Source organism: Promicromonospora sp. NPDC060271, assembly GCF_042726755.1.
Taxonomy (GTDB): Bacteria; Actinomycetota; Actinomycetes; order Actinomycetales; family Cellulomonadaceae; genus Promicromonospora.
The window spans coordinates 1-18,344 of record NZ_JBHXBG010000117.1; the positions used below are offsets into that span (position 1 = coordinate 1).

13 protein-coding genes and 2 pseudogenes are annotated in these 18,344 nt (G+C 72.0%); 6 read left to right on the forward strand and 9 right to left on the reverse strand.

Features of this window, described 5'->3' with window-relative positions; all coding sequences use genetic code 11:
- Together ACFWE2_RS17445 and ACFWE2_RS17450 are read left to right on the forward strand one after the other, a co-directional pair.
- Nucleotides 1–297, forward strand: a pseudogene (locus tag ACFWE2_RS17445) (hypothetical protein); the annotation flags it as partial.
- Entirely contained in the window at nucleotides 294–950 is a 657-nt protein-coding gene (locus tag ACFWE2_RS17450) for a hypothetical protein (protein ID WP_377225485.1), read from the forward strand. The pseudogene ACFWE2_RS17445 and the gene ACFWE2_RS17450, both read left to right, overlap by 4 nt.
- Before the next feature lie 95 nt (nucleotides 951–1,045).
- Here ACFWE2_RS17450 and ACFWE2_RS17455 read toward each other — a convergent pair whose 3' ends face one another.
- Together ACFWE2_RS17455 and ACFWE2_RS17460 are read right to left on the reverse strand one after the other, a co-directional pair.
- A complete protein-coding gene (locus ACFWE2_RS17455) occupies nucleotides 1,046–1,900 on the reverse strand; it encodes a CPBP family intramembrane glutamic endopeptidase (RefSeq protein WP_377225486.1) in 855 nt (284 codons plus the stop codon).
- Between the two features lie 180 nt (nucleotides 1,901–2,080).
- Nucleotides 2,081–4,681 carry a glycoside hydrolase family 48 protein gene (locus ACFWE2_RS17460; protein ID WP_377225487.1) on the reverse strand — a complete coding sequence of 867 codons (2,601 nt, stop codon included), beginning with the start codon at nucleotides 4,679–4,681 and terminating at the stop codon, nucleotides 2,081–2,083.
- 263 nt (nucleotides 4,682–4,944) lie between these two features.
- Between ACFWE2_RS17460 and ACFWE2_RS17465 the strand changes: the two genes are divergently transcribed.
- Nucleotides 4,945–6,525 carry an SDR family NAD(P)-dependent oxidoreductase gene (locus tag ACFWE2_RS17465; RefSeq protein ID WP_377225497.1) on the forward strand — a complete coding sequence of 527 codons (1,581 nt, stop codon included), beginning with the start codon at nucleotides 4,945–4,947 and terminating at the stop codon, nucleotides 6,523–6,525.
- A gap of 136 nt (nucleotides 6,526–6,661) precedes the next feature.
- On the opposite strand, the gene ACFWE2_RS17470 is transcribed toward ACFWE2_RS17465, so the two are convergent.
- Genes ACFWE2_RS17470 through ACFWE2_RS17485 form a run of 4 tightly spaced genes read right to left on the reverse strand, consistent with a single transcriptional unit; the run spans nucleotide 6,662 to nucleotide 10,271 of the window.
- Complete coding sequence (locus tag ACFWE2_RS17470) at nucleotides 6,662–7,144, reverse strand: S26 family signal peptidase (RefSeq protein ID WP_377225488.1); 483 nt, start codon at nucleotides 7,142–7,144, stop codon at nucleotides 6,662–6,664.
- On the reverse strand, nucleotides 7,141–9,087 hold the full coding sequence (locus ACFWE2_RS17475; protein WP_377225489.1) for an ABC transporter ATP-binding protein: 1,947 nt from the start codon (nucleotides 9,085–9,087) through the stop codon (nucleotides 7,141–7,143). Before ACFWE2_RS17475 ends, ACFWE2_RS17470 begins: the two co-directional genes overlap by 4 nt.
- Nucleotides 9,084–9,653, reverse strand: a complete 570-nt coding sequence (locus tag ACFWE2_RS17480) for a TlpA family protein disulfide reductase (protein WP_377225490.1) — start codon at nucleotides 9,651–9,653, stop codon at nucleotides 9,084–9,086. The genes ACFWE2_RS17475 and ACFWE2_RS17480 overlap by 4 nt, the downstream gene beginning before the upstream one ends.
- Before the next feature lie 33 nt (nucleotides 9,654–9,686).
- A complete protein-coding gene (locus tag ACFWE2_RS17485; protein WP_377225491.1) occupies nucleotides 9,687–10,271 on the reverse strand; it encodes a MauE/DoxX family redox-associated membrane protein in 585 nt (194 codons plus the stop codon).
- A gap of 92 nt (nucleotides 10,272–10,363) precedes the next feature.
- Between ACFWE2_RS17485 and ACFWE2_RS17490 the strand changes: the two genes are divergently transcribed.
- Nucleotides 10,364–10,567: a hypothetical protein gene (locus tag ACFWE2_RS17490; protein WP_377225492.1), complete on the forward strand. Its 204-nt coding sequence runs from the start codon at nucleotides 10,364–10,366 to the stop codon at nucleotides 10,565–10,567.
- 626 nt (nucleotides 10,568–11,193) lie between these two features.
- On the opposite strand, the gene ACFWE2_RS17495 is transcribed toward ACFWE2_RS17490, so the two are convergent.
- Entirely contained in the window at nucleotides 11,194–12,561 is a 1,368-nt protein-coding gene (locus ACFWE2_RS17495; RefSeq protein ID WP_377225493.1) for a helix-turn-helix domain-containing protein, read from the reverse strand.
- A 335-nt stretch (nucleotides 12,562–12,896) separates the two neighbouring features.
- Here ACFWE2_RS17495 and ACFWE2_RS17500 point away from each other — a divergent pair, with 335 nt between their 5' ends.
- Entirely contained in the window at nucleotides 12,897–13,610 is a 714-nt protein-coding gene (locus ACFWE2_RS17500; RefSeq protein ID WP_377225494.1) for a sigma factor-like helix-turn-helix DNA-binding protein, read from the forward strand.
- Nucleotides 13,611–13,757: 147 nt separating this feature from the next.
- Nucleotides 13,758–16,601, forward strand: a complete 2,844-nt coding sequence (locus ACFWE2_RS17505) for a BTAD domain-containing putative transcriptional regulator (protein WP_377225495.1) — start codon at nucleotides 13,758–13,760, stop codon at nucleotides 16,599–16,601.
- 107 nt (nucleotides 16,602–16,708) lie between these two features.
- Here ACFWE2_RS17505 and ACFWE2_RS17510 read toward each other — a convergent pair whose 3' ends face one another.
- Together ACFWE2_RS17510 and ACFWE2_RS17515 are read right to left on the reverse strand one after the other, a co-directional pair.
- Nucleotides 16,709–17,134 (reverse strand): hypothetical protein, encoded by a 426-nt coding sequence (locus ACFWE2_RS17510; RefSeq protein ID WP_377225496.1) that lies wholly within the window; start codon nucleotides 17,132–17,134, stop codon nucleotides 16,709–16,711.
- A 205-nt stretch (nucleotides 17,135–17,339) separates the two neighbouring features.
- A pseudogene (locus ACFWE2_RS17515) lies at nucleotides 17,340–18,344 on the reverse strand (hypothetical protein); the annotation flags it as partial.

The window sequence follows — 18,344 nt, forward strand, 5'->3', positions numbered from 1 at the left end:
GGCCCGGCGCCGGGCCTGCTTCCGGCGATGACGGCGCTCGACGGCCCTGGGTTCGACGCCGCCCGGCTGGATCCGCAGATCCGCGACTTCTACGAGCACACCGCAGCCTGGCACATGGAGGTGTGGAGCGGGTGGTCGCCGCTGTTCTGGCCCGCCGGCGAGCTGATCGCGCGGGTGTTCGGCCGCCGGGTGGAGCAGCTCTCGCTCCCGATGCGCCCGCTCGACGTCGCGCACGGCTTGGACAGCAAGGTCCGTGTGATCCGCCCTTTCACCTTGCCGAGCTGCCGGCCGCCGTGACGGCGGGCGCGCTGCTGCGGCCGCCGTCGAACACCACCACACCCGGGCTGGACCATGCCGAGTGCCTGGCTCTGATGCGCCTGGGCGCACCGACTGTCTCCCTGGACCGGCTGCAGCTGCGGCGGATCGCAGTCTTCGCGCAGTGGCGCGACGAGGACGCCGTGGACCGCTTCCTGTCCGACGACATCCTCGGCCGCCACCTCGCGACCGGCTGGCACGTCCGCCTGGAGTACCTGCGCCGCTGGTCCCGGCTGGCGGCCCTGCCCGGGCTGCCCGCCCGGGCCGGCGGCTGGGACCGGGACGAACCGGTGATCGCGGTGACCGTCGCGCGGATGCGCCTGCTCGAGGTGCCCCGGTTCCTGCGGTGGGGCAAGCCGGTGGAACGCCAGGTCCGTGACCACCCCGGCACCACGCTTGCCCTGGCCGCCTTCCGGCCGCCGCGCACCATCTCCACGTTCTCCGTGTGGCGCACCGTGCGCGAGATGGAGGAGATGGTGCACGGCCGCGCCGACCCCGCCGACCGACGGCACGCGGACGCGATGGTCGAACGTCGGCGTCGTGACTTCCACCACGAGTTCGCGACGTTCCGGTTCCGTCCGCTCGCGGAGCACGGCACCTGGGAGGGCCGGACGGGGATCGTTCCGCTGAGCTGACTTCGTTCGGCAGGCTCTCGGCAGCCGTTATCGGCCGGGTTACGGCTGTGCCGAGCCTCTTGAACGCGAGTCAGCCGGTCACCTGCACCAGCCGCTCACCGGGTCGACGCTGCCACTTCCTCGAGGGTGGTGTCGCGGTCCGCCTCCGGCCTCGGCGTGAGCCGCCCCGTCGCCAGCACCCAGACGGCGAGCCCTGCGACCGGGATCGCCATGTACACCGTCACCATCGTGACGTCGACGTCGGCCAGCAGGACGCCGACCAGCAGGGCCAGCATCATGTTGTTCCCCGCGTGGGCGAGGCTCGCCGTCCAGACGCTGCCGCTGCGCACCCGGAGCCAGCTCAGGACGATCTCCTGGACGACGAACGACGCCGTCCACACCGCGAGGCCCACCACCACGTCGTCGAACTCGATGTAGCCGACGAACGCGAGCGGGTAGTGCCAGACGGCCCAGATCAGACCGGTGGCGAGCGTCGCCGCAACGGGCCGGCCGACGAACACCCGCTGCCGCAGGTAGCCGGTCCAGCCGAACTCCTCGCCCCAGTAGATCGGCGTGAGCAGGGGCACGACGACCAGGAGCACCGCGACCAGCGCCCAGCCGGGCAGACCGCCGATCTGGCCGTCCAGCGAGGCGAGGCGCACGCCGAACAGCGCGGCGACGGCGGCGGTCGCCGCGACGAGAGCGGCCGGGCCCAGCCACGCCATGAGGTACTGCGGCCATGCCTCGCGCAGCCGCAACCGCAGCCCGGCGTCCGCGAACCCCTCGCCGGTCACCCAGCGCCGCACGACGAAGGCCGCGAGCGCCGGCGCGAACGCGAACGGTAGCTGCACCAGCGGGTTCACCAACGAGTAGCCGAGCGCCCAGGCGCCGATCATGCCCAGCCAGGCGACACCGAACGAGATGACGAGAAAGGCGACCAGCCCGCTGCTACGGGTCTTCAGAAGTTTCATGCCGCCAACCAGACCATCCGGGGAGGGTCGGGGTCATTGACAGCAGAGGGCCGTTCGGAGGTAGTGCTGGGCATACCTCTCCGACAACAAGGCGGATCGACAGGCGGAAGGCCCTGCGGACGACGGTCCGCAGGGCCACCCGCCTGCTCAGGGCGCGCTGCGCCCAGCAGTGCATCTCATCTAGTCGGCCGTGCAGGTCACGGGCACCGACGACGGCGCGGTGCCGTTCCCGGTGAACCCGATCTCGGTGGACGCCCCGGCCGCCAGCGACCCGTTCCAGTCGACGTCGGACACCGTGACCGTCGAGCCCGACGTGCTGAACCGCCCGTTCCAGCCCTGCGCGAACGACGCCGGTGCCAGGTCGAACCTCGCGGTCCAGCCGCTGATCGCCGTGCTGCCCGCGGTGATCCGGACGGCGGCCTGGAAGCCGCTGCCCCACTGGTTCACGACGGTCAGCCTGCCGCTGCAACCGCCCGGCTCCTCGACCGGGCCGTCGCCGGTGGTCGCCGTGACCGCACCGGACGGTGGTGAGACGTTGCGCGCGGCGTCGTACGCCCGCACCGTGTACTGGTACCTGGTGGCCGGGCTGAGGCCCGTGTGGGTGTACGACGTCGTGCTCGAACGGCCCACGACCGCGCCGTCCCGCAGCACCTCGTAACCCGTCACGCCCACGTCGTCCGTCGAGGCGGCCCACGTCAGGGAGACGGAGTTCGCCGTGGTGCCGGTGACCCGGAGGCCGGTCGGCGCCGTCGGTGCCTGCGTGTCCGGCTCGCCGACGCCGTCGCCCAGGAGCCGGTCGTAGTCGGCCATGGCCGTCGCGACGGCGACCTGGGCCCAGAACCGGTGGTAGGTGAACTGCGGTGCGGCGCCGCCGTCCAGGTACTCCTGCACCTCGGGGAACATCGGGTCGTCCTGGTAGAACGACCGGATGTCGAGGAACGACACCCCTGGCTCGACCTCGTCGCCGTTCGGGTTGGTGCCCGACCAGCCCGGCGGCACGTAGGTGCCGTTGCCGCCCGGGGTGATCACGTCGTCGAACCGACCGTAGTCCGTGCGGGTCTCCACCGTTGCGACTCCCATGTCGTCGCTGTCCTGGGTCCACATGGCGTCGAGCAGGGCCTTGGCCTTGTCGTCCGCGGCCTGGTCGCCCGAGGCCGCCGCGTAGTAGATCAGGGTCCGGGCGAGCGCGCCGGCGACGCCGACGTCCTGCCCGTGGTCCGTCACCTCGACATGCAGCCCCGCGTTGCTGCCCGGGTTACCCGGGTTCCACGTGTCCGGCTGGCCGGACCACGACAGCGTGGACGGCACCTCCCAGGTGGTGTCGGTGACGGTGATCTCCGACAGGACCCACGGCACCCACTTCTCCAGGATGGCCTCGGCCCGCGCGTCGCCCGTCTCGTGGTAGAGCTGCGCGATCCGTTCCATGCCCCAGCCCTGCATGCCGATCCACTGGTTCGACGGCGGGTCCTCGTAGACCGGGTCCTCGTCGTAGACCATGCCGTAGAAGGTGCTGGAACCGGCCGGGTGAGCGGCGTAGCGGCCGCCGACGCTGTTGGTCGCGCCGCCCGCGATCCCGCCCTCGGCGGACTGCAGCCACTGGAAGAACTCGATCTGCCGGTCCAGGCTCTCCGACCAGTCGTCCTGCGCGGTCGGTGACGCCGGGACCAGGTCCGGGTCCGTCGACAGCGCGTGCGCCGCGAGCGGGTTCTGGTAGCCGAAGTGCGCGTGCGACGACCCGATGCGCCAGGCCCACGGGCCGGACGTGTCGAGCGCGCCGCCCCACGCGTAGTACCAGGACAGCAGGTAGTGCGCCGAGCTCCGGCCGCTGCCCGCCGGGCACGACGTCGACTGGCAGCCGGGCTCCTTGAAGTACTTGTCGAACAGGGAGTAGCGCAGGTAGTCGCCCATCTTGGACGCCTTGTCGACCGTCCCGGCGATCTCGTCGCCGGCACCCTGCGCCTCGGCGAACTGCTTGGCCCAGTACACGGCCTCGATGGCGCGGGCGTCGGCGTCCGGGGCGTTGGTGTACTTCCACTGCTTCGCGTAGCTCGCGTCGCCCGTGAAAATGTCGAGATACCCGTTGGGCCCGCCGAAGGAGAAGTCGTCGATCGACGGCTGCGGGATGGTCTCCCACACCGACTCCTGCGGGCCCCGCTGGAACGTGTTGATGTACGAGGGGCCTGGATGGTCCGGTCCCTGCAGGGTCGACGAGCCCGGCGCCGCGCCGAAGCCGTAGACGTTGTCGACGTCCGACAGCCAGTGCATGCCGTAGACCTCGGACGTGCCGTAGGTCTGCCGCAGCTCGGCGCCGATCGGGTCCGAGCCGACGGACACACCGGTGTCGAGCTGTGACGGGTACTGGCTCGGATGGTCGTGCTCGGGAGCGTACGTCGCCGGGTCGGCCGGGTTGTAGGCGCCGTTCGTCGGCTGGTTCTCCGTGGTCGGGATCATGTTGTCCTCGAGCGTCTCCCAGGCCTGGTTGAACGGGTCCCAGTCCCCCGTGACCTGGCCGTACGACGCCTCCAGCCACAGCCAGAAGCTGTACGCCTCCGACGTCGTCTCGTGTCCGTAGTCCGGGGCCTCGACCATGAGCGTCTCCGCTGCGTGGTACGGGATGCCCTGCGGCGAGAAGTAGCCGTTCGCCGGGTCGTGGATCTTGTCGTACATCTCGAGGAACCGGTCGGTGTACTCACCGGCCGCCGCGAGCGGCGCTGCCGCGGTCGCCCCGCCGCCGTCGTCCTGGGGGGCGGCGCCCGGCAGGCCGGCGCTCGCGGGCGCCATCATGCCGATCGTCGCCAGGGCCGCGACAGTGAGCGTCGCGGTCGTCGCGGCAATTCGCCGCCGTCGTCTGGGGCTCCTGGAACTCGTCGGAGCCGCTGGGTCTCGGTGCATCCCGTGCATCCCGTGCATGGCGGGCCGCCTTCCTTGGTCGGTGCACATGGCCGACGCCTCGGCGGGCCGGGGCGCGTCATGACTTTCCGGTCGGAGGGCGGCGCGGGGCAACGAACCTAAAGGATTAACGTGGCGGGTCCATGGCCCGCGCGATGGGCCGCGCGGAACGCCCCGGGCGGGCGGCGACGGCGCCCCGACTGGGGCGCCGGCCCCGGCGGCGGGTACCCTACGGCGTGCCAACGAACGCGGGGATCGACCCGGACGAGCTCGCCACCACCCTTCGGGTGCTGGGCAGCCTCAAGGACCTCGACCCCAACCATCCCGACGTCCAGACGGTCAAACGGGCGACCGGCTACATGTGGAAGCTGCTCAAGAAGTCCCGGAAGGCCGCGGTCCGCGAGGAGATCCAGGCGCACGACCGGAGCGTCATCGAGCGGACGGCGACCGGTTCCGCGGCGCGGATCGACGACGAGACCGCCGGCATCCCGCTGGTCTCGACCGCGCCAGGGGCGTTCGCCGGAGAGCTGCGCACCGCCCGCGCCTGCTACATCTGCAAGTCGGACTACACGCTGGTCGACTCGTTCTACCACGGGCTGTGCCCGGACTGCGCCACGAAGAGCCACGCGCGGCGCGACCAGCGCACGGACCTGACCGGCCGCCGCGCCCTGCTCACCGGGGGCCGCGCGAAGATCGGCATGTACATCGCGCTGCGCCTGCTGCGCGACGGCGCCCACCTCACTATCACCACCCGCTTCCCGAAGGACGCGGTGCGCCGCTTCTCCGCGATGCCCGACGCCGCCGACTGGCTGCACCGGCTCAAGATCGTCGGGATCGACCTGCGGGACCCGACCCAGGTGATCGCGCTGGCCGACGACGTCGCCGCGGCGGGCCCGCTCGACATCCTGATCAACAACGCCTGCCAGACCGTCCGCCGCTCACCTGGGGCCTACTCGCAGCTCGTCACGGGCGAGTCAACGCCGGTCGCCCCGCTCCCCCACGGGCTGGTGGCGCCGGAGATGGTCACGTTCGACCGCGTCTCGGAGGCGCACCCCGCCGCGATCGCCGGGGCGCTGAGCGCCCTGTCGGTCGCCCACCACGAGGGCGAGTCGCAGGACGACGCCGTCGCGACGCACACCGCGGCGTCCCTGACGGCGCTCGCGCTCCGGGCCGGGTCGGCCTCCCTGGACGCCCACCTGGCCGGCACCGCCGTCGACGCCGGCGGGCTGCTCCCCGACGTGCAGACGAACAACTCGTGGACCCAGGTCGTGGACGAGGTCGACCCGCTGGAGCTCCTGGAGGTCCAGCTCTGCAACGCGATCGCGCCGTTCCTGCTCATCTCCCGCCTGCGCCCCGCGATGCGGGCGGCGACGGCCAAGGCCCGGCGCGGGTACGTCGTCAACGTCTCGGCGATGGAAGGGCAGTTCTCCCGCCGGTACAAGGGCGCGGGGCACCCGCACACCAACATGGCCAAGGCCGCCCTCAACATGCTGACCCGGACCTCCGCGGGCGAGATGTTCGAGAAGGACCGGGTCCTGATGACCGCGGTGGACACCGGATGGATCACGGACGAGCGCCCGCACCAGGAGAAGCTGCGGTTGGCTGCCGAGGGCTGGCACGCGCCCCTCGACCTGGTCGACGGCGCCGCCCGCGTCTACGACCCGATCGTCCAGGGCGAGGCGGGGAAGGACCTGTACGGCTGCTTCCTCAAGGACTACGAGCCGTCGCCCTGGTAGCCAGCTCGGGGTCCCGACATCCGTCCCCGGAGCGCTGAGCTGCTCGACCTGGTGCAGGCGGCGGCAGCAGCGGGATGGCTCGACACCTTGGCCGCCCCGGCGACGGTGCAGGAGCTCGCCGACACCGGCGGCGACGTCAGCCGCCCATGGACCGTGTCACGCGGCCCATGACCTGGTGGTCGGGGCAGGGCCCCCACCGGCGGGAGTCGACGCCGCGGGGGTTGTCACTGAGCAGGACGATGTGGCCCGCGGGCACGCGCCCCTCTCCCCTGTCCCAGGGGGCCGGGTCGATGCCGTCGGGCCATGGTTCGCCGCCGGTCGCCGCCACACGTTTGATCAGCCAGCGCCTGCCCAGTGGCAGGCCCGACCGCTGCGCGGGCGCCGTCGTCGGCCATCCGTGCTTCACATCGGGCTTCCGCACGACGACGACGTCACCGCGGGCGGGCGCGCGCCCACCGCGCCGCACGAGCACACGGTCACCGGGCTCGTACGTGGGATGCATGCTCATGCCGTCGACGGCGACGACGACGTAGTGGTGTCGCAGGTGCCGGTACCCGGCCGACCCGGCAAGCACCGCTCCGGCCAGCGCGAGCGCAAAAACCACGGCCGTCCCTGTCATGCGGACACTCCTTCCCCGGCCGGGACCGGGTCCTGGTAGCCGGTCGCCTGCAGCGTGAACAGGCGGGCGTACTCGCCGCCCGCCCGCATGAGTTCGTCGTGCGTGCCCTGCTCGGCGACGACGCCGCCGGCCAGGACCACGATCTGCTGCGCGTCCCGGACCGCACCGAGCCGGTGCGAGACCAGCAGGGTCGCGGTCCCGGTCCGCAGGGTGCCCAGCAGGTCGCGGACCTCGTTCTCGGCCTGCGGGTCGAGGCCCGACGTCGGCTCGTCGAGCACCAGCAGGTCGCGGCCGGACCGCATGAGCGAGCGAGCAAGCGCGAGGCGCTGCCACTGACCGCCGGACAGCGTGGTGCCCACCGACGTCGTGTCGTCCCCGACCTCGTCGTCGTTCCAGAACGCCCGGGACAACATCGTGTCGTACCCGTGCTGCAGCCCGGCCACGATCCGGTCCGCACCCGCTGCACGCGCCGCGGCGTGCACGCGGGCGTCGTCGTCCAGGTGCTCGAGCGCGCCGAGCGCGATGTTCTCGCGTGCGGACAGCTCGTACTGCACGAAGTCCTGGAAGACGGCGCTGACCCGGGAGCGCAGGCCGTCGACGTCGTACCCACGGATGTCGGTATCGTCCCACAGGATCGCGCCGCGGGACGGGTCGTACATGCGCATCAGCAGCTTGACCAGCGTGCTCTTGCCCGCGCCGTTCAGGCCGACGACGGCGACGGAACCGCGCACCGGGATCGTCATGCTCACGCCGCGCAACACCCAGGGGCCGTCGTCGGTGTAGCGGAACCAGACGTCCTCGAGGCGGATCTCGTGCTCGAGCGGGCGGGCGGGGACGGGGGCGGCGGGGGCGATCAGATCCTGCGGGGTCGCGAGGACGTCGTCGTAGTGCGCCACGAGCAGCAGCGTCGAGTGGATGCGAGCGAGGCACATGACCAGGCCGGCGGCCGCACCCTGGACTCCCCCGGTCGCACCGACGAACGCGGTGACGTCGCCGGCGGTGAAGTCGCCGCGCAGCGCGCCGAGCACCACCCAGACGAGACCACCGCCGGAGACGACGGCGCCCGCGACCATGAGCGGGGCGTGCGCGAGGAAGGTCTTGCGGTCGAGGCGCTCCTCGGCGGCGTTGATCGCGCGCAGCTCCCGGTTCATGCGGCCGGTGAGGAAGCGCCCGGCGCCGAAGATCCGCACCTCGGCAGCCGCGACGGGATGCATCATGAGGTCCTGGTAGAAGGCCAGGCGCCGCGAACGCGGGCTGATGCGCCACATCACGTCGGCACGTTCCCGGTTGAGGACGAGCTGCACGATCAGCCCCGGCATCGCAGCGACCACGACGAGCACGGCGACCACGGGACTGATCATGACCAGCACACCGAGGGTGCTCGCGATCGTGATCACACCGCGAACCGTCCCGAACAACGAGTCGATGACCTCGTCGGGCGCGTCGGAGGCGGACGTCTGGGCCATGCGGAGCCGGTCGCGGAATGCCGGGTCCTCGAAGTGGCGCAACCCGGACAGCCGTGTGACGGTCGTGAACAGGCGAGACGTGACCAGCAGGGTGACGGCGCGGCGGATCCGGCCGTTCACGTACTGGCTGACGTGCGACATCAGCGCGCCCGCGAGGGTCATGACCGCGAGGCCCACCACGATCAGGACGGGACGGTCCCTCAGCGGCTGCGGCACGCCGGGAGCGTCGGAACCGAGCTGGAGGACGTCGAGCAGCCACTTGGTGGCGAGCACGCCGCCGGCGGGGAGCAGCGCGTCGGTCAGCGTGACGAGTACGAGGACCGCGAGAGCACCGGGCGCCGCCTGGGCCCCCAGGGCGGCGACGCGGAAGGCGCGGACGGTGCCGGAGCCGATCGCGGTCAGCGCGCGGTGACCGCGGCGGGGCCGGGTGTCGCCGCCTGATACGGCGTCGCGCCCGACGCCGTCGTCGTCCGTCATGCCGGCACGAGGACGGTGTCCAGGTCGCTGACCTCGACCCCCGAGCGCGTGACCTGCCCGGACCCGTCCACGAGGACGAACGCCGGGTAGCCGCCGGCGTCGAACGGCAGATCGATCCCGTCGCGCCGGTGCACGACGACGGTCACCGTGTCGCCGAGCGTGGCCAGGTACTCCTCGCGCTTCTCCGCGTTGCCGTGCTCGTCGTCGTGCACGACGAACGCGATGACCTGGTGCGGGGTGAAACCCTCGCGGCGGGTCATGTCGACGAGCGGCTGTAGCTCCTTGGCGCAGGTGCTGCAGCTGGTGTCGAAGAAGGCGTAGACGGCGGTGTCGCCGTATCGGTCCTCGTAGGAGATCTCCTCGCCGGTGGTGGTCGTGGCGGAGAAGGGGCGGATGGAAGCGCCGGCCTTGACCTCGTCCAGGTCGGGGAATGTGGGCTTGCCGTGCGCGTGCCCGGCGTCGGCTGCCGGTGCGGTACGGACGCGGCGCGCGATCGCCGCGGTCAGCACGAGGTTGAACACGGTCAGGACGCCGAGCAGGACGACGGCGGCGGTGAGGACTGCCATGGGAGGCTCCGTTCTCCGGTGGATCAGGGTGGTTCAGCGGGTAGGAACGCGCGTGCCGGAACGGCGCGGGTCCGGAGGGGCGAACACGTCGACGACGTCGTCGAAGAAGTAGGTGAGTGCGGTGACCGCGGCAGCGCCGACGACGGCCAGCGCGGCGGAGCCGAGGTCCGGAAGCGGGTCGGCGACGGCATCGGATGCGACCACCAGGCCACCGACCGCCAGCACCGTGAGCACGACGTTGCGGACGACGTGCGGCCAGCCGAGCGACGTCGCGCTCCTGCCGAAGCACGAGCACGTGACCGCGGCGCCGGTCGCGGAGTAGAGAGCGATGCCCGTGAAGCCGGTGAACATCAGCGCCGCGGCGGCCAGCGCGGGAGCGGCGACAGGTGCGAGGGGCGGGGCGATCGCCACGAGGAGCGCAACGGCCAGCAGGATCTCGACGCCGATGTGGAGCGAGGACACCACGTCAACGGGCAGACGGCCGAGCAGACCGGGCGCCCGGTCCAACAGTGCCTTCCAGGTCTCCCGATTGGCATCGCCGCGCACCTTCGCGACGCCGGACGCGAGCAGAACGCCGGCAACGGCCAGCTGCAGGAACAGTGCGAGGGTGACAAGCAAGGTGAACTCCGCGGAGGTAGTGATCACATCGAGTCGGGGGACTGCCGCCATGCGCCGTCGCCTGGCGGCAGCTGGGTCAGCAGCCGCAGGAGTTGTACGTCCAGCTGGTACAGGGCGAGCTGCAGCCCACCGGGCAGTCGGTGAACAGCCGTGGCCTCACCAAGACACCGGAGGGGCCACGGCTGCTCTGCACATCGGCAGTGGGTACGACCGATCGACCTCAGCAGGTGGCGCTGCAGGTGATGTTCCTCCAGGCGGTGCACGTGCCGGCCTTCTCGCAGGTGGAGCCGCTGTAACACGTGCGGGCCTGGTGGAGGATCCCGGAGGTCCCGCTCGACGTGGAGCACCGTGTATAGCATCGGTACTGAGTCGAGGAGGTGCAGAGGGCCTCGGCCACCTCCTGAGGCGCGACCTTCTGCAGCATCGCCTCACCAACCAGCGCGAACAAGTTGCTCATGGTTCCCTTTCTCTCCGTGAATGCTGATGACGCCATTAATCCAGCCTGTCGGTCGGCACGACAAAAGGATTCTCAGACGCAGCAACCGACGTTGACCCAAGACGTACATGCGGTGTGGCAGTTCGTCGTCTGCTGGTAGCAGTAGCGCTTCTGCCACCTGTGCGAGCCTGTCTCGCATACGGTCGTGTTACAGCGGTACTGGTAGTAACCGGAACACGCGGCCTCGGCCGTCTCGTTCCGTGCCGCCTTCCGGAGGATTGCGTCACTGAACTGCACGAACAGGTTGCTCATAATGCTCCTACTCTCCGCGATTGCTGACGAATTCATTAAGCCAGCCGGCCGCCCGCACCGCCAGGAACCGTCAGCGGCAAATTCACCGGCATATCCGCACGCCCCGCCTCGCCGTCGACACCGCCGTTCGATCCCGCCCATGGCCGTGGCGACCAGGAAGCTCGACCGGCAACTTCACGGCAACTTCACCGGGAATGGCACCGGCCGGCGCGAAACCGGGTTCGGCATCGTCCAGCGGCTGACGTCGGTGAGCGGCTCGATGTCCTCGTCGAAGCCAACCTCCTGGACGAACTCCCGCACCAGGCCGTGCATCGTGTACTGGTCCGGTAGCGGCTCTTCGAGCAGGTGCGCCGAGGTCAGCTCAGCAAGCACACGATGGGCGGCCCGGGGCGTCAGGCTCCAGGACGCGGTCAAGGCGGCTCTGGCCATCCGTCCCTCCGGAAGCGCGCTCGCGAGGTGGAGGCAACGCGCGGCCTGCGGGGTGAGCCGCCGGTACGGCTCGGCGAAGACGGTGCGCAGGTCGCATCCGGCGTCGTCGGCGGTGTGGAAGGCGTCGAGCGGCACCGGCTCGGCCAGCCAGGCCTCGAGCGCGGCCTGCGCCTGCGCGGCGGGACGGCGTGTCAGGTGGTCGCTCGCGATGCGCAGCGCGAGCGGCAGGCCGGCGGTGCGCTCCACGATCGCGTCGACGGCCGCGGGTGCGCCGCGCAGGTGTGCGGCTCCGAGCAAGTTCCGGATCAGCTCGGCGGCGTCGTCGTCCGCGAGAGAGCCGACGACGACGTGGCGCGCCCCGTCCCGGATGCTCAGCCCGCGCAGCGTGTACCTGCTGATGACGACGGTCGCGCAGTCGCCGGGTCCGGGAAGGAGAGGACGGACCTGTCCGGCGGAACCGGCGTCGTCCAGCACGAGCAGCATCCGCCGCGTGACAAGGGTGCGGCGCAGGAGCGCAGCGCGAGCCTCGGCCGACGACGCCGCGGGCAGGCTCGCGACCCCGAGGTCGGCGAGGAGGTGGTCGACGATGGCCTCGGGCGGGCGTGGCTGCCCGGCGCAGGATCCGCACAGGTCCACGTACAGGACCCCGTCGGGGAAGGACTCCTGGCGGGTGTGGGCCCAGGCGAGTGCGAGCGCGGTCTTCCCGGCGCCGGCAAGGCCACCGACGACGACCAGCCGGGGGTCGCGACCGTCGGCGGCCAGCGCGGCGTCCAGCGCAGCGAGCTCCGCGGTCCTGCCGGTGAACGCGCTCGGCCGCGGCGGGAGCTGCAGGGGGGCGACCGGGCCGGGTGGAGCCTCGGCCAGGTCATGGGCCTCCTCCGCGCGTCGTCGGAGGCGGTAGAGCTCGAGAAGGTCGGACAGCTGCGCGTCGCCCAGGCCGAGACCGGCCCCGATCGCGCGCAGGGTGCTCGTGCGCGGTCTGTCCACCGCGCCGCACTCGAGGTTGCGGACCGAGCGGACGGACAGGCCCGCGCGCTCCGCCAGCTCCTCCTGCGTGAGGCCTGCTCCGCGGCGAAGCCGCGCGAGCGGACCGTGGTCCCCTCCAGTCAGCACGGCACTCCTTCCGGTCCGGTTGAGCCGCCAGTGTTGACGGGCCACCTAGATCGGACCTGCACCGGATCTATGGCGAAGTCGCTCCCGGCCGTCGCCACTTTCGGAGCGCGGAGCCACGTGTCCGGATAAGGTCGGTGGGCCCGCGGCTGCCCGCCACGAGCGGCTCGGCGCCGGTGTCTCCGTCGGCGAACGTCTTTCTGAGGGTGATCACGTTGAACGTCAGCGCCACAGCACGGTCGGATGCGGGGACGAAGACGTTTCCCAACCTTGATTTCTCCGCGTACCCCAGCGCCGGCAGCCTGTCGTGGCAGAAGAACTGGCGAGTGTTCGAGGCGATGACACGCCTGCAGATCGAGCGCACCAGGGTCGCGAACGGCGTGGAGTGCCAGCAGCGGGTCGCGGCGCGTGTCTTCGGCCGGGGTACGCGAGGGATCAACGAGAACATGGCGCGGGCCGCGGGATCCTGGCGGACGCTCGAGTCGATCCGCCATTCCGGTACGGTCCGGCAGCTCACGACGAGCCTCCCGAACAACGCGTACTTCGTGGAGCACGGTCTGCGGATGACCAGCGTGTGGAACTACTCGGGCCTCGACCCCGACGCCCGCCTCATCCTGGCCGGCGAAGATCCCACCGTGTACTTCTTCGGCTTCGCGCCCCTGCAGATGAAGATCGTCGACGGGGACAGGGTCCTGCTGGACGGTCCCGTCATCCGGGGCGATGCGACCGTGATCGAGGTGCGCGACGACGCCTGCCTGGCCGCCGCCCGCGGCTACTGGGATGCCGTGGTGACCACCATGTACCCGTGTGACGCGGAGACGGCGGCACTGGCCGACCTGTCGCTGCGGCAGCGCCGCATCGTGACGCTGATGCTGACCAGCTCGTCCGACGACGAGATCGCGCGGAAGCTCGGGGTGAGTGTCCGCACGGTGCGAGCCGACATCGCGGCCGTCCTCGACCTGCTGGACGCTCCCACCAGGTTCGTGGCCGGTCTGCGGGTCCGCGAGCGGCTGGGTGTGCCTGCTCCACAGCCGTCCGACCACGCACGATGAGCGTTCGTGGCGGCTCGCCCGATCGCGCACGCCGCGGGTGCAGGTTCCTGCAACGCGCACCCGGGTTCCTGTAGCACGCTCTGACCACGTGGTGTGCTCGCGCACCGCACGGACGGCTCGTCGCAACAACGTCGAAGGGAGCGTCAGGTGCGCATCAGGGTGCTCGGCCAGGTCGAGGTGTCCGATGGTCAGACCTGGTCACCGGTGACGGCCGCCCGGTGCCGCGCGGTGCTGGGCACGCTCGTCGCGCACGGGTCGCACAGCGTGCCGGTCGAGAGCATCGTCCACGACGTGTGGGGCGACTCGCCGCCCGGGTCGGCCGTCGCGCAGACGTACGGGTACGTCCGTCGGCTGCGTCTGATGCTCGGGGACGACGGCACGGCCCTGCGGCGGTCCGACACCGGTTACACCCTGGTCGAGCAGCACGCAGGAGTCGACGCCCGGCACTTCGAGACCGCGGTCGGCGACGGACTGCGGACGTTCGAGGACGGCCAGTTCGAGCAGTCGGCAGAAATCCTCGACCAGGCCCTGGGCTGGTGGCGGGGCGACCCGTTCGACGGCGCGCCGCCCGGCGGGCCCGCGGTCGATCTCACCCACCGGCTGGCGAACCTCAGGACGACCGCCGTCGAGCACAGCTTCCAGGCACGGATCAACCTGGGCAGGCACCGCGCCGTCGTCGAGGAGATCCAGGCACAGCTCGCCGAGTCACCGTTCCGGGAACCGCTGTGGCGACAGCTCCTCGTCGCCCTGTACCGCAGCGGCCGGGCCGCCGAGGCCCTCCAGCAGTACGACCAGCTGCGCCGCACCTTCACCGACGAGCTCGGTACCGACCCGAGCCCGGCGACCCGAGCGATCCACCAGCAGATCCTCGAGGAGACGCTGCCGATGGCCGAGACGTCCTCGCGTCACGCGGCGAGCCGGCCCGCTTCCGCCGGGGAACCGGTGGCTCCGCGTCCGGTGCGCCAGCTCCCGCCGGAGGTGGCGGACTTCTGCGGGCGTACGGCCGAGACCGACGCCGTGGTCCGCACCGTCACGTCGCACGACCGGCCGGGCTCGCCCGTCGTCGTGGTCCTCCACGGTGCGCCCGGGGCAGGCAAGTCGAGCCTCGCCCTGCACGTGGCACGGCTGGTCCAGGACCGGTACCCCGACGCGCAGTTCCATCTCGGCCTGGCCGGGACGACGAGCAGCCCCCGCAGCCCCGACGAGCTCCTGGCCACGATGCTGCACGGTCTCGGCGGCTTCGGGCACCCGCTGCCCGCCAGCACCGACGACCGCGCCGCGCTGCTTCGTTCCCAGCTCGCCGAGCTCCGCACGCTCGTCGTGCTCGACGACGCCGCGCACGCCGAGCAGATCGTCCCCCTCCTGCCGCCGAACGGACGCTCGGCGGTCCTCGTGACCAGCCGCCGCATGCTCGCGGACCTGCCCGGCGCCCAGCACCGTCATGTCGACCTGCTGACCGCTGACGACGCGGACGCACTGCTCGCTCGCATCGTCGGCGACGAACGGGTGGCCCGCGAGCCGGCCGAGGCCCGGGACATCGTGCGGCTGTGCGGTTTCCTGCCGCTGCCGATCCGCATCGCGGGCGCCAAGCTCCTCAGTCGCCCGGCATGGCCGCTGCGGCGGCTGCGCGAGCGGCTGGAGGACGAGACGCGACGGCTGGGCGAGCTGAGCATCGGCGGCCTGGACGTCCGCGCGAGCCTGGACCTCTCGCTCCGGTCCCTCTCGGACGACGCCGCCCTTGCGTTCGACCTCTTCGGTCTTCTCGGCCCGGGAGACCTGCCGAGCTGGGTCTTCGGCGCGCTCATGGGGACCCGTGCCTGGGAACCCGTCACCGACGAGCTCCTTGACGCCGCTCTCCTCCAGCAGGTGCGCCTCGACGACCTCGGACAGCCCCGTTACCAGATGCACCACCTGCTGCGGGTCTACGCGCGGCAGCGGGCCAGGGACCGCGGGGCCGACACCTGCAGGCAGGCGGTACGGCGGGTCGTGCGGAGCTGGACCCTGCTGGTCGACCGGCTGCGCCGGAACCGTCCCCACAGCCTGTTCGACCCCCTGGACGCGCCCCGGTCCGCTCCCCCGGAGGCCCTACCGCCATGGCTCCCGTACGACGACACGGTCCCTCCGGACCATGCCGCCGGGACCGCGTGGACGGCCATCGAGCGCCAGTCCCTGCTCGACGCCGTGCGGCTCGCGTGCGCGCACGACCTCACCGGCGACGCCGGGCGCCTGGTCTGTCTGCTGGCCCCGCTGTACGACCAGCACGCGCTGTACGAGGACTGGCGGACGAGCCATCAGACCGTGCTCGACCGCCCCGACGTCGACGACCTCGCGGCCGCCGCCCTGCGGCGTGGCCTCGGCCAGGTCCACGTCTATCTCGGCGACTTCGCGACCGCCGCCGGGTTCCTCCGGGATGCGCGGCGCGCGTACCAGGACCAGGACCACGACCTGGGCGCCGCGCTGGCGCTCGCCGGCCTGGCCAGCGTGCACCGCTGCCAGGGGGAGCACGAGGCCGCCGAGGCGGCGCTGCGTGAGGCGCTCGACGTCGTCACCGCCGCCGGGGACGTCCCGAAGGAGGCGCTGCTCCGTGGCGCCGTCGGCCGGATCCTCACCGCCCAGGACAGGCTCTCGGAGGCTCGCACCTGGCTCGGCGACGCCGCGACGCTGGCCCACGACATCGGGGACACCCACCGCGAGGCCGTCGTCCTGCGCGACCTCGGCACCCTGGAGCTGGCCGACGGACAACCCACCGTCGCCCTGCGCACCCTCGAACAGGCGGCACAGATCTTCTGGGACCTGGGCGACGAGCGGTGTGCGGCCAAGACCCTGCTGGCGACGGCCCCGGTGCTCGTCGCGCTGTCCGACCGGGAACGAGCGGTCGCGTCCCTCTCGGAGGCTGCGGCGTACTTCCGCCGGCACGGTCTGTGGGACGACGAGGCACGCTCGCAGAAGCTGCTCGCGGAGGTGTCAGGAGCCGTCGGCACGACGCCGTAGCTCCCGGTCACCGGGTCGAAGCATCGACCGCCACGCGCCGTTCCCCCACCCGGACGGCGGCACCCGGGCCGAGGCCGGGCACCGCCGTCCGGTCTGCTCGTCCCGGTCTAGCAGGGCGCGAACTTGTCGGTGTACATGACCTCGCCGCCGTCGCGCGGCCCCTGCCAGTGGAACTCGGCCTTCGCCCGGAAGCTGTGGGACCCGCTCGTGCACCCGTACGTGCCGGTGTTGCCGGCGTCCCGGTCGTTGAACCAGCCGTCCGCGTCGCTGTTGGACTTGAGCGTCACCCACGCGCTGCCGTTCCACCTCTGCAGCTCGATATGGCTGACCCGTACCTGGTACTCGCCCTGGAGATCCTCGATGCCCGCGTGGGCGAAGTAGGTGTCTCCCGACTGCTGGACCCTGATGCACCGCTTGACGTCCTCACCGACGCAGCGGTCACCGTCAGCCGCCGACCCCGGGGCGGCGACCAGTACGGTCACCCCCAGCGCCAGACCTGCCGCCAGAGCCGCCATCCGCTTCATACCGTTCATGTGCGCGATCCTCCTGATCCTTCGAGCTGGTTCACGTGCTGGCACCGACGTCTTGGATGTGCCGTTCCCGGGCCTCGGATCCCCGGTCCGTGATCAAGCCTGCGGGGCCACGGAGACGGCCGGACGCGTCTCGATCAGCCTCGAACACCGGGCCCGGCGGTGGTTCCGGATGGAGATCGGATGCAGGCCGACGGACCACGACGCCTCAGGCCCGCGCATGATGCTCCGCCAGGCGACGCAGCGCCTCCTGACGAACCGTCGCGGGGTCGGCCTCCCACGAGGCGTCCTGCGCGAAGCGGCGGACGAGCTCGTTGAGCACGAAGCGGCCGTCGCCGACATCGAGGACCAGATTGCGACGGACCAGCTCGTGGACGCCGGACGCCGCCTCCTCCCCCGCGACCCCGGCCAGCGCCGCCCCGGCCGGGACGTCGAAGCCCGGGCCCGGGCACCACGCCAGAAGACGCAGCAACGACGCCGTCGCCGCCGACAGGCCGACGCAGGATCCGGCGAGCGCCGCGCGCACCTCCTCATCGAGTCCGGTCCCGGCGACGCGCAGCCGATGGTCGTGCAGGCTCCAGGCAGGGCGTTCCCGCACCCGCCGGGCGCAGACCGTCAGCGCGAGCGGCAGGTGGCCGCACAGCCGGGCGATCGTCGACGCCGAGGGCAGGTCGGCGTCGACCAGCTCCGCGCCGATCTCCGTGCGCAGCAGATCGACGGACGCCTCCGGGCGCAGCGGGCCGAGGCGGAGGCTCAACGACGGCCGCAGCCCGGTCAGCCGGGCACGCGAGGTCACGAGCACCACCGTGCCGGGATGGCCAGGCAGCAGCGGCAGCACCTGGTCGGCGGACCGGGCGTCGTCGAGCAGGAGGAGCGCCCTGCGGCCCGCCGTCGCACGCCGGAACCGGTCGGCCTGGTCGGCGAGGCCGGCGCGCCCGAGGCGGACGCGCGGCGGCGACCCGAGCCCGCGGAGGAAGCCGTCGAGCACCGCCGACGGCTCGGCGGGCGCGCGCTCGCCGGCGCATCCGCGGAGATCCGCGAAGAACGGCACTGCCCCCTGCAGCACGCCCCGGACCAGCAGGTGCGCGGCGCGCACGGCGAACGCGGTCTTGCCGGCACCGGGCATCCCGTCGACGGCGATCACCACGGGGCCGGCCAGGTCAGCGGCGCGGAGGCCCGCGATCGCCGCGAGCTCCGGCACCCGGCCGACGAG

Coding starts and splice junctions, on each gene's coding strand:
- ACFWE2_RS17455 (WP_377225486.1), bottom strand. CDS start 1,900: ATGAAACTTCTGAAGACCCGTAGCAGCGGGCTGGTCGCCTTTCTCGTC.
- ACFWE2_RS17460 (WP_377225487.1), bottom strand. CDS start 4,681: ATGGCGCCCGCGAGCGCCGGCCTGCCGGGCGCCGCCCCCCAGGACGAC.
- ACFWE2_RS17465 (WP_377225497.1), top strand. CDS start 4,945: ATGGGCCGCGCGGAACGCCCCGGGCGGGCGGCGACGGCGCCCCGACTG.
- ACFWE2_RS17470 (WP_377225488.1), bottom strand. CDS start 7,144: ATGACAGGGACGGCCGTGGTTTTTGCGCTCGCGCTGGCCGGAGCGGTG.
- ACFWE2_RS17475 (WP_377225489.1), bottom strand. CDS start 9,087: ATGACGGACGACGACGGCGTCGGGCGCGACGCCGTATCAGGCGGCGAC.
- ACFWE2_RS17480 (WP_377225490.1), bottom strand. CDS start 9,653: ATGGCAGTCCTCACCGCCGCCGTCGTCCTGCTCGGCGTCCTGACCGTG.
- ACFWE2_RS17500 (WP_377225494.1), top strand. CDS start 12,897: ATGACACGCCTGCAGATCGAGCGCACCAGGGTCGCGAACGGCGTGGAG.
- ACFWE2_RS17510 (WP_377225496.1), bottom strand. CDS start 17,134: ATGAACGGTATGAAGCGGATGGCGGCTCTGGCGGCAGGTCTGGCGCTG.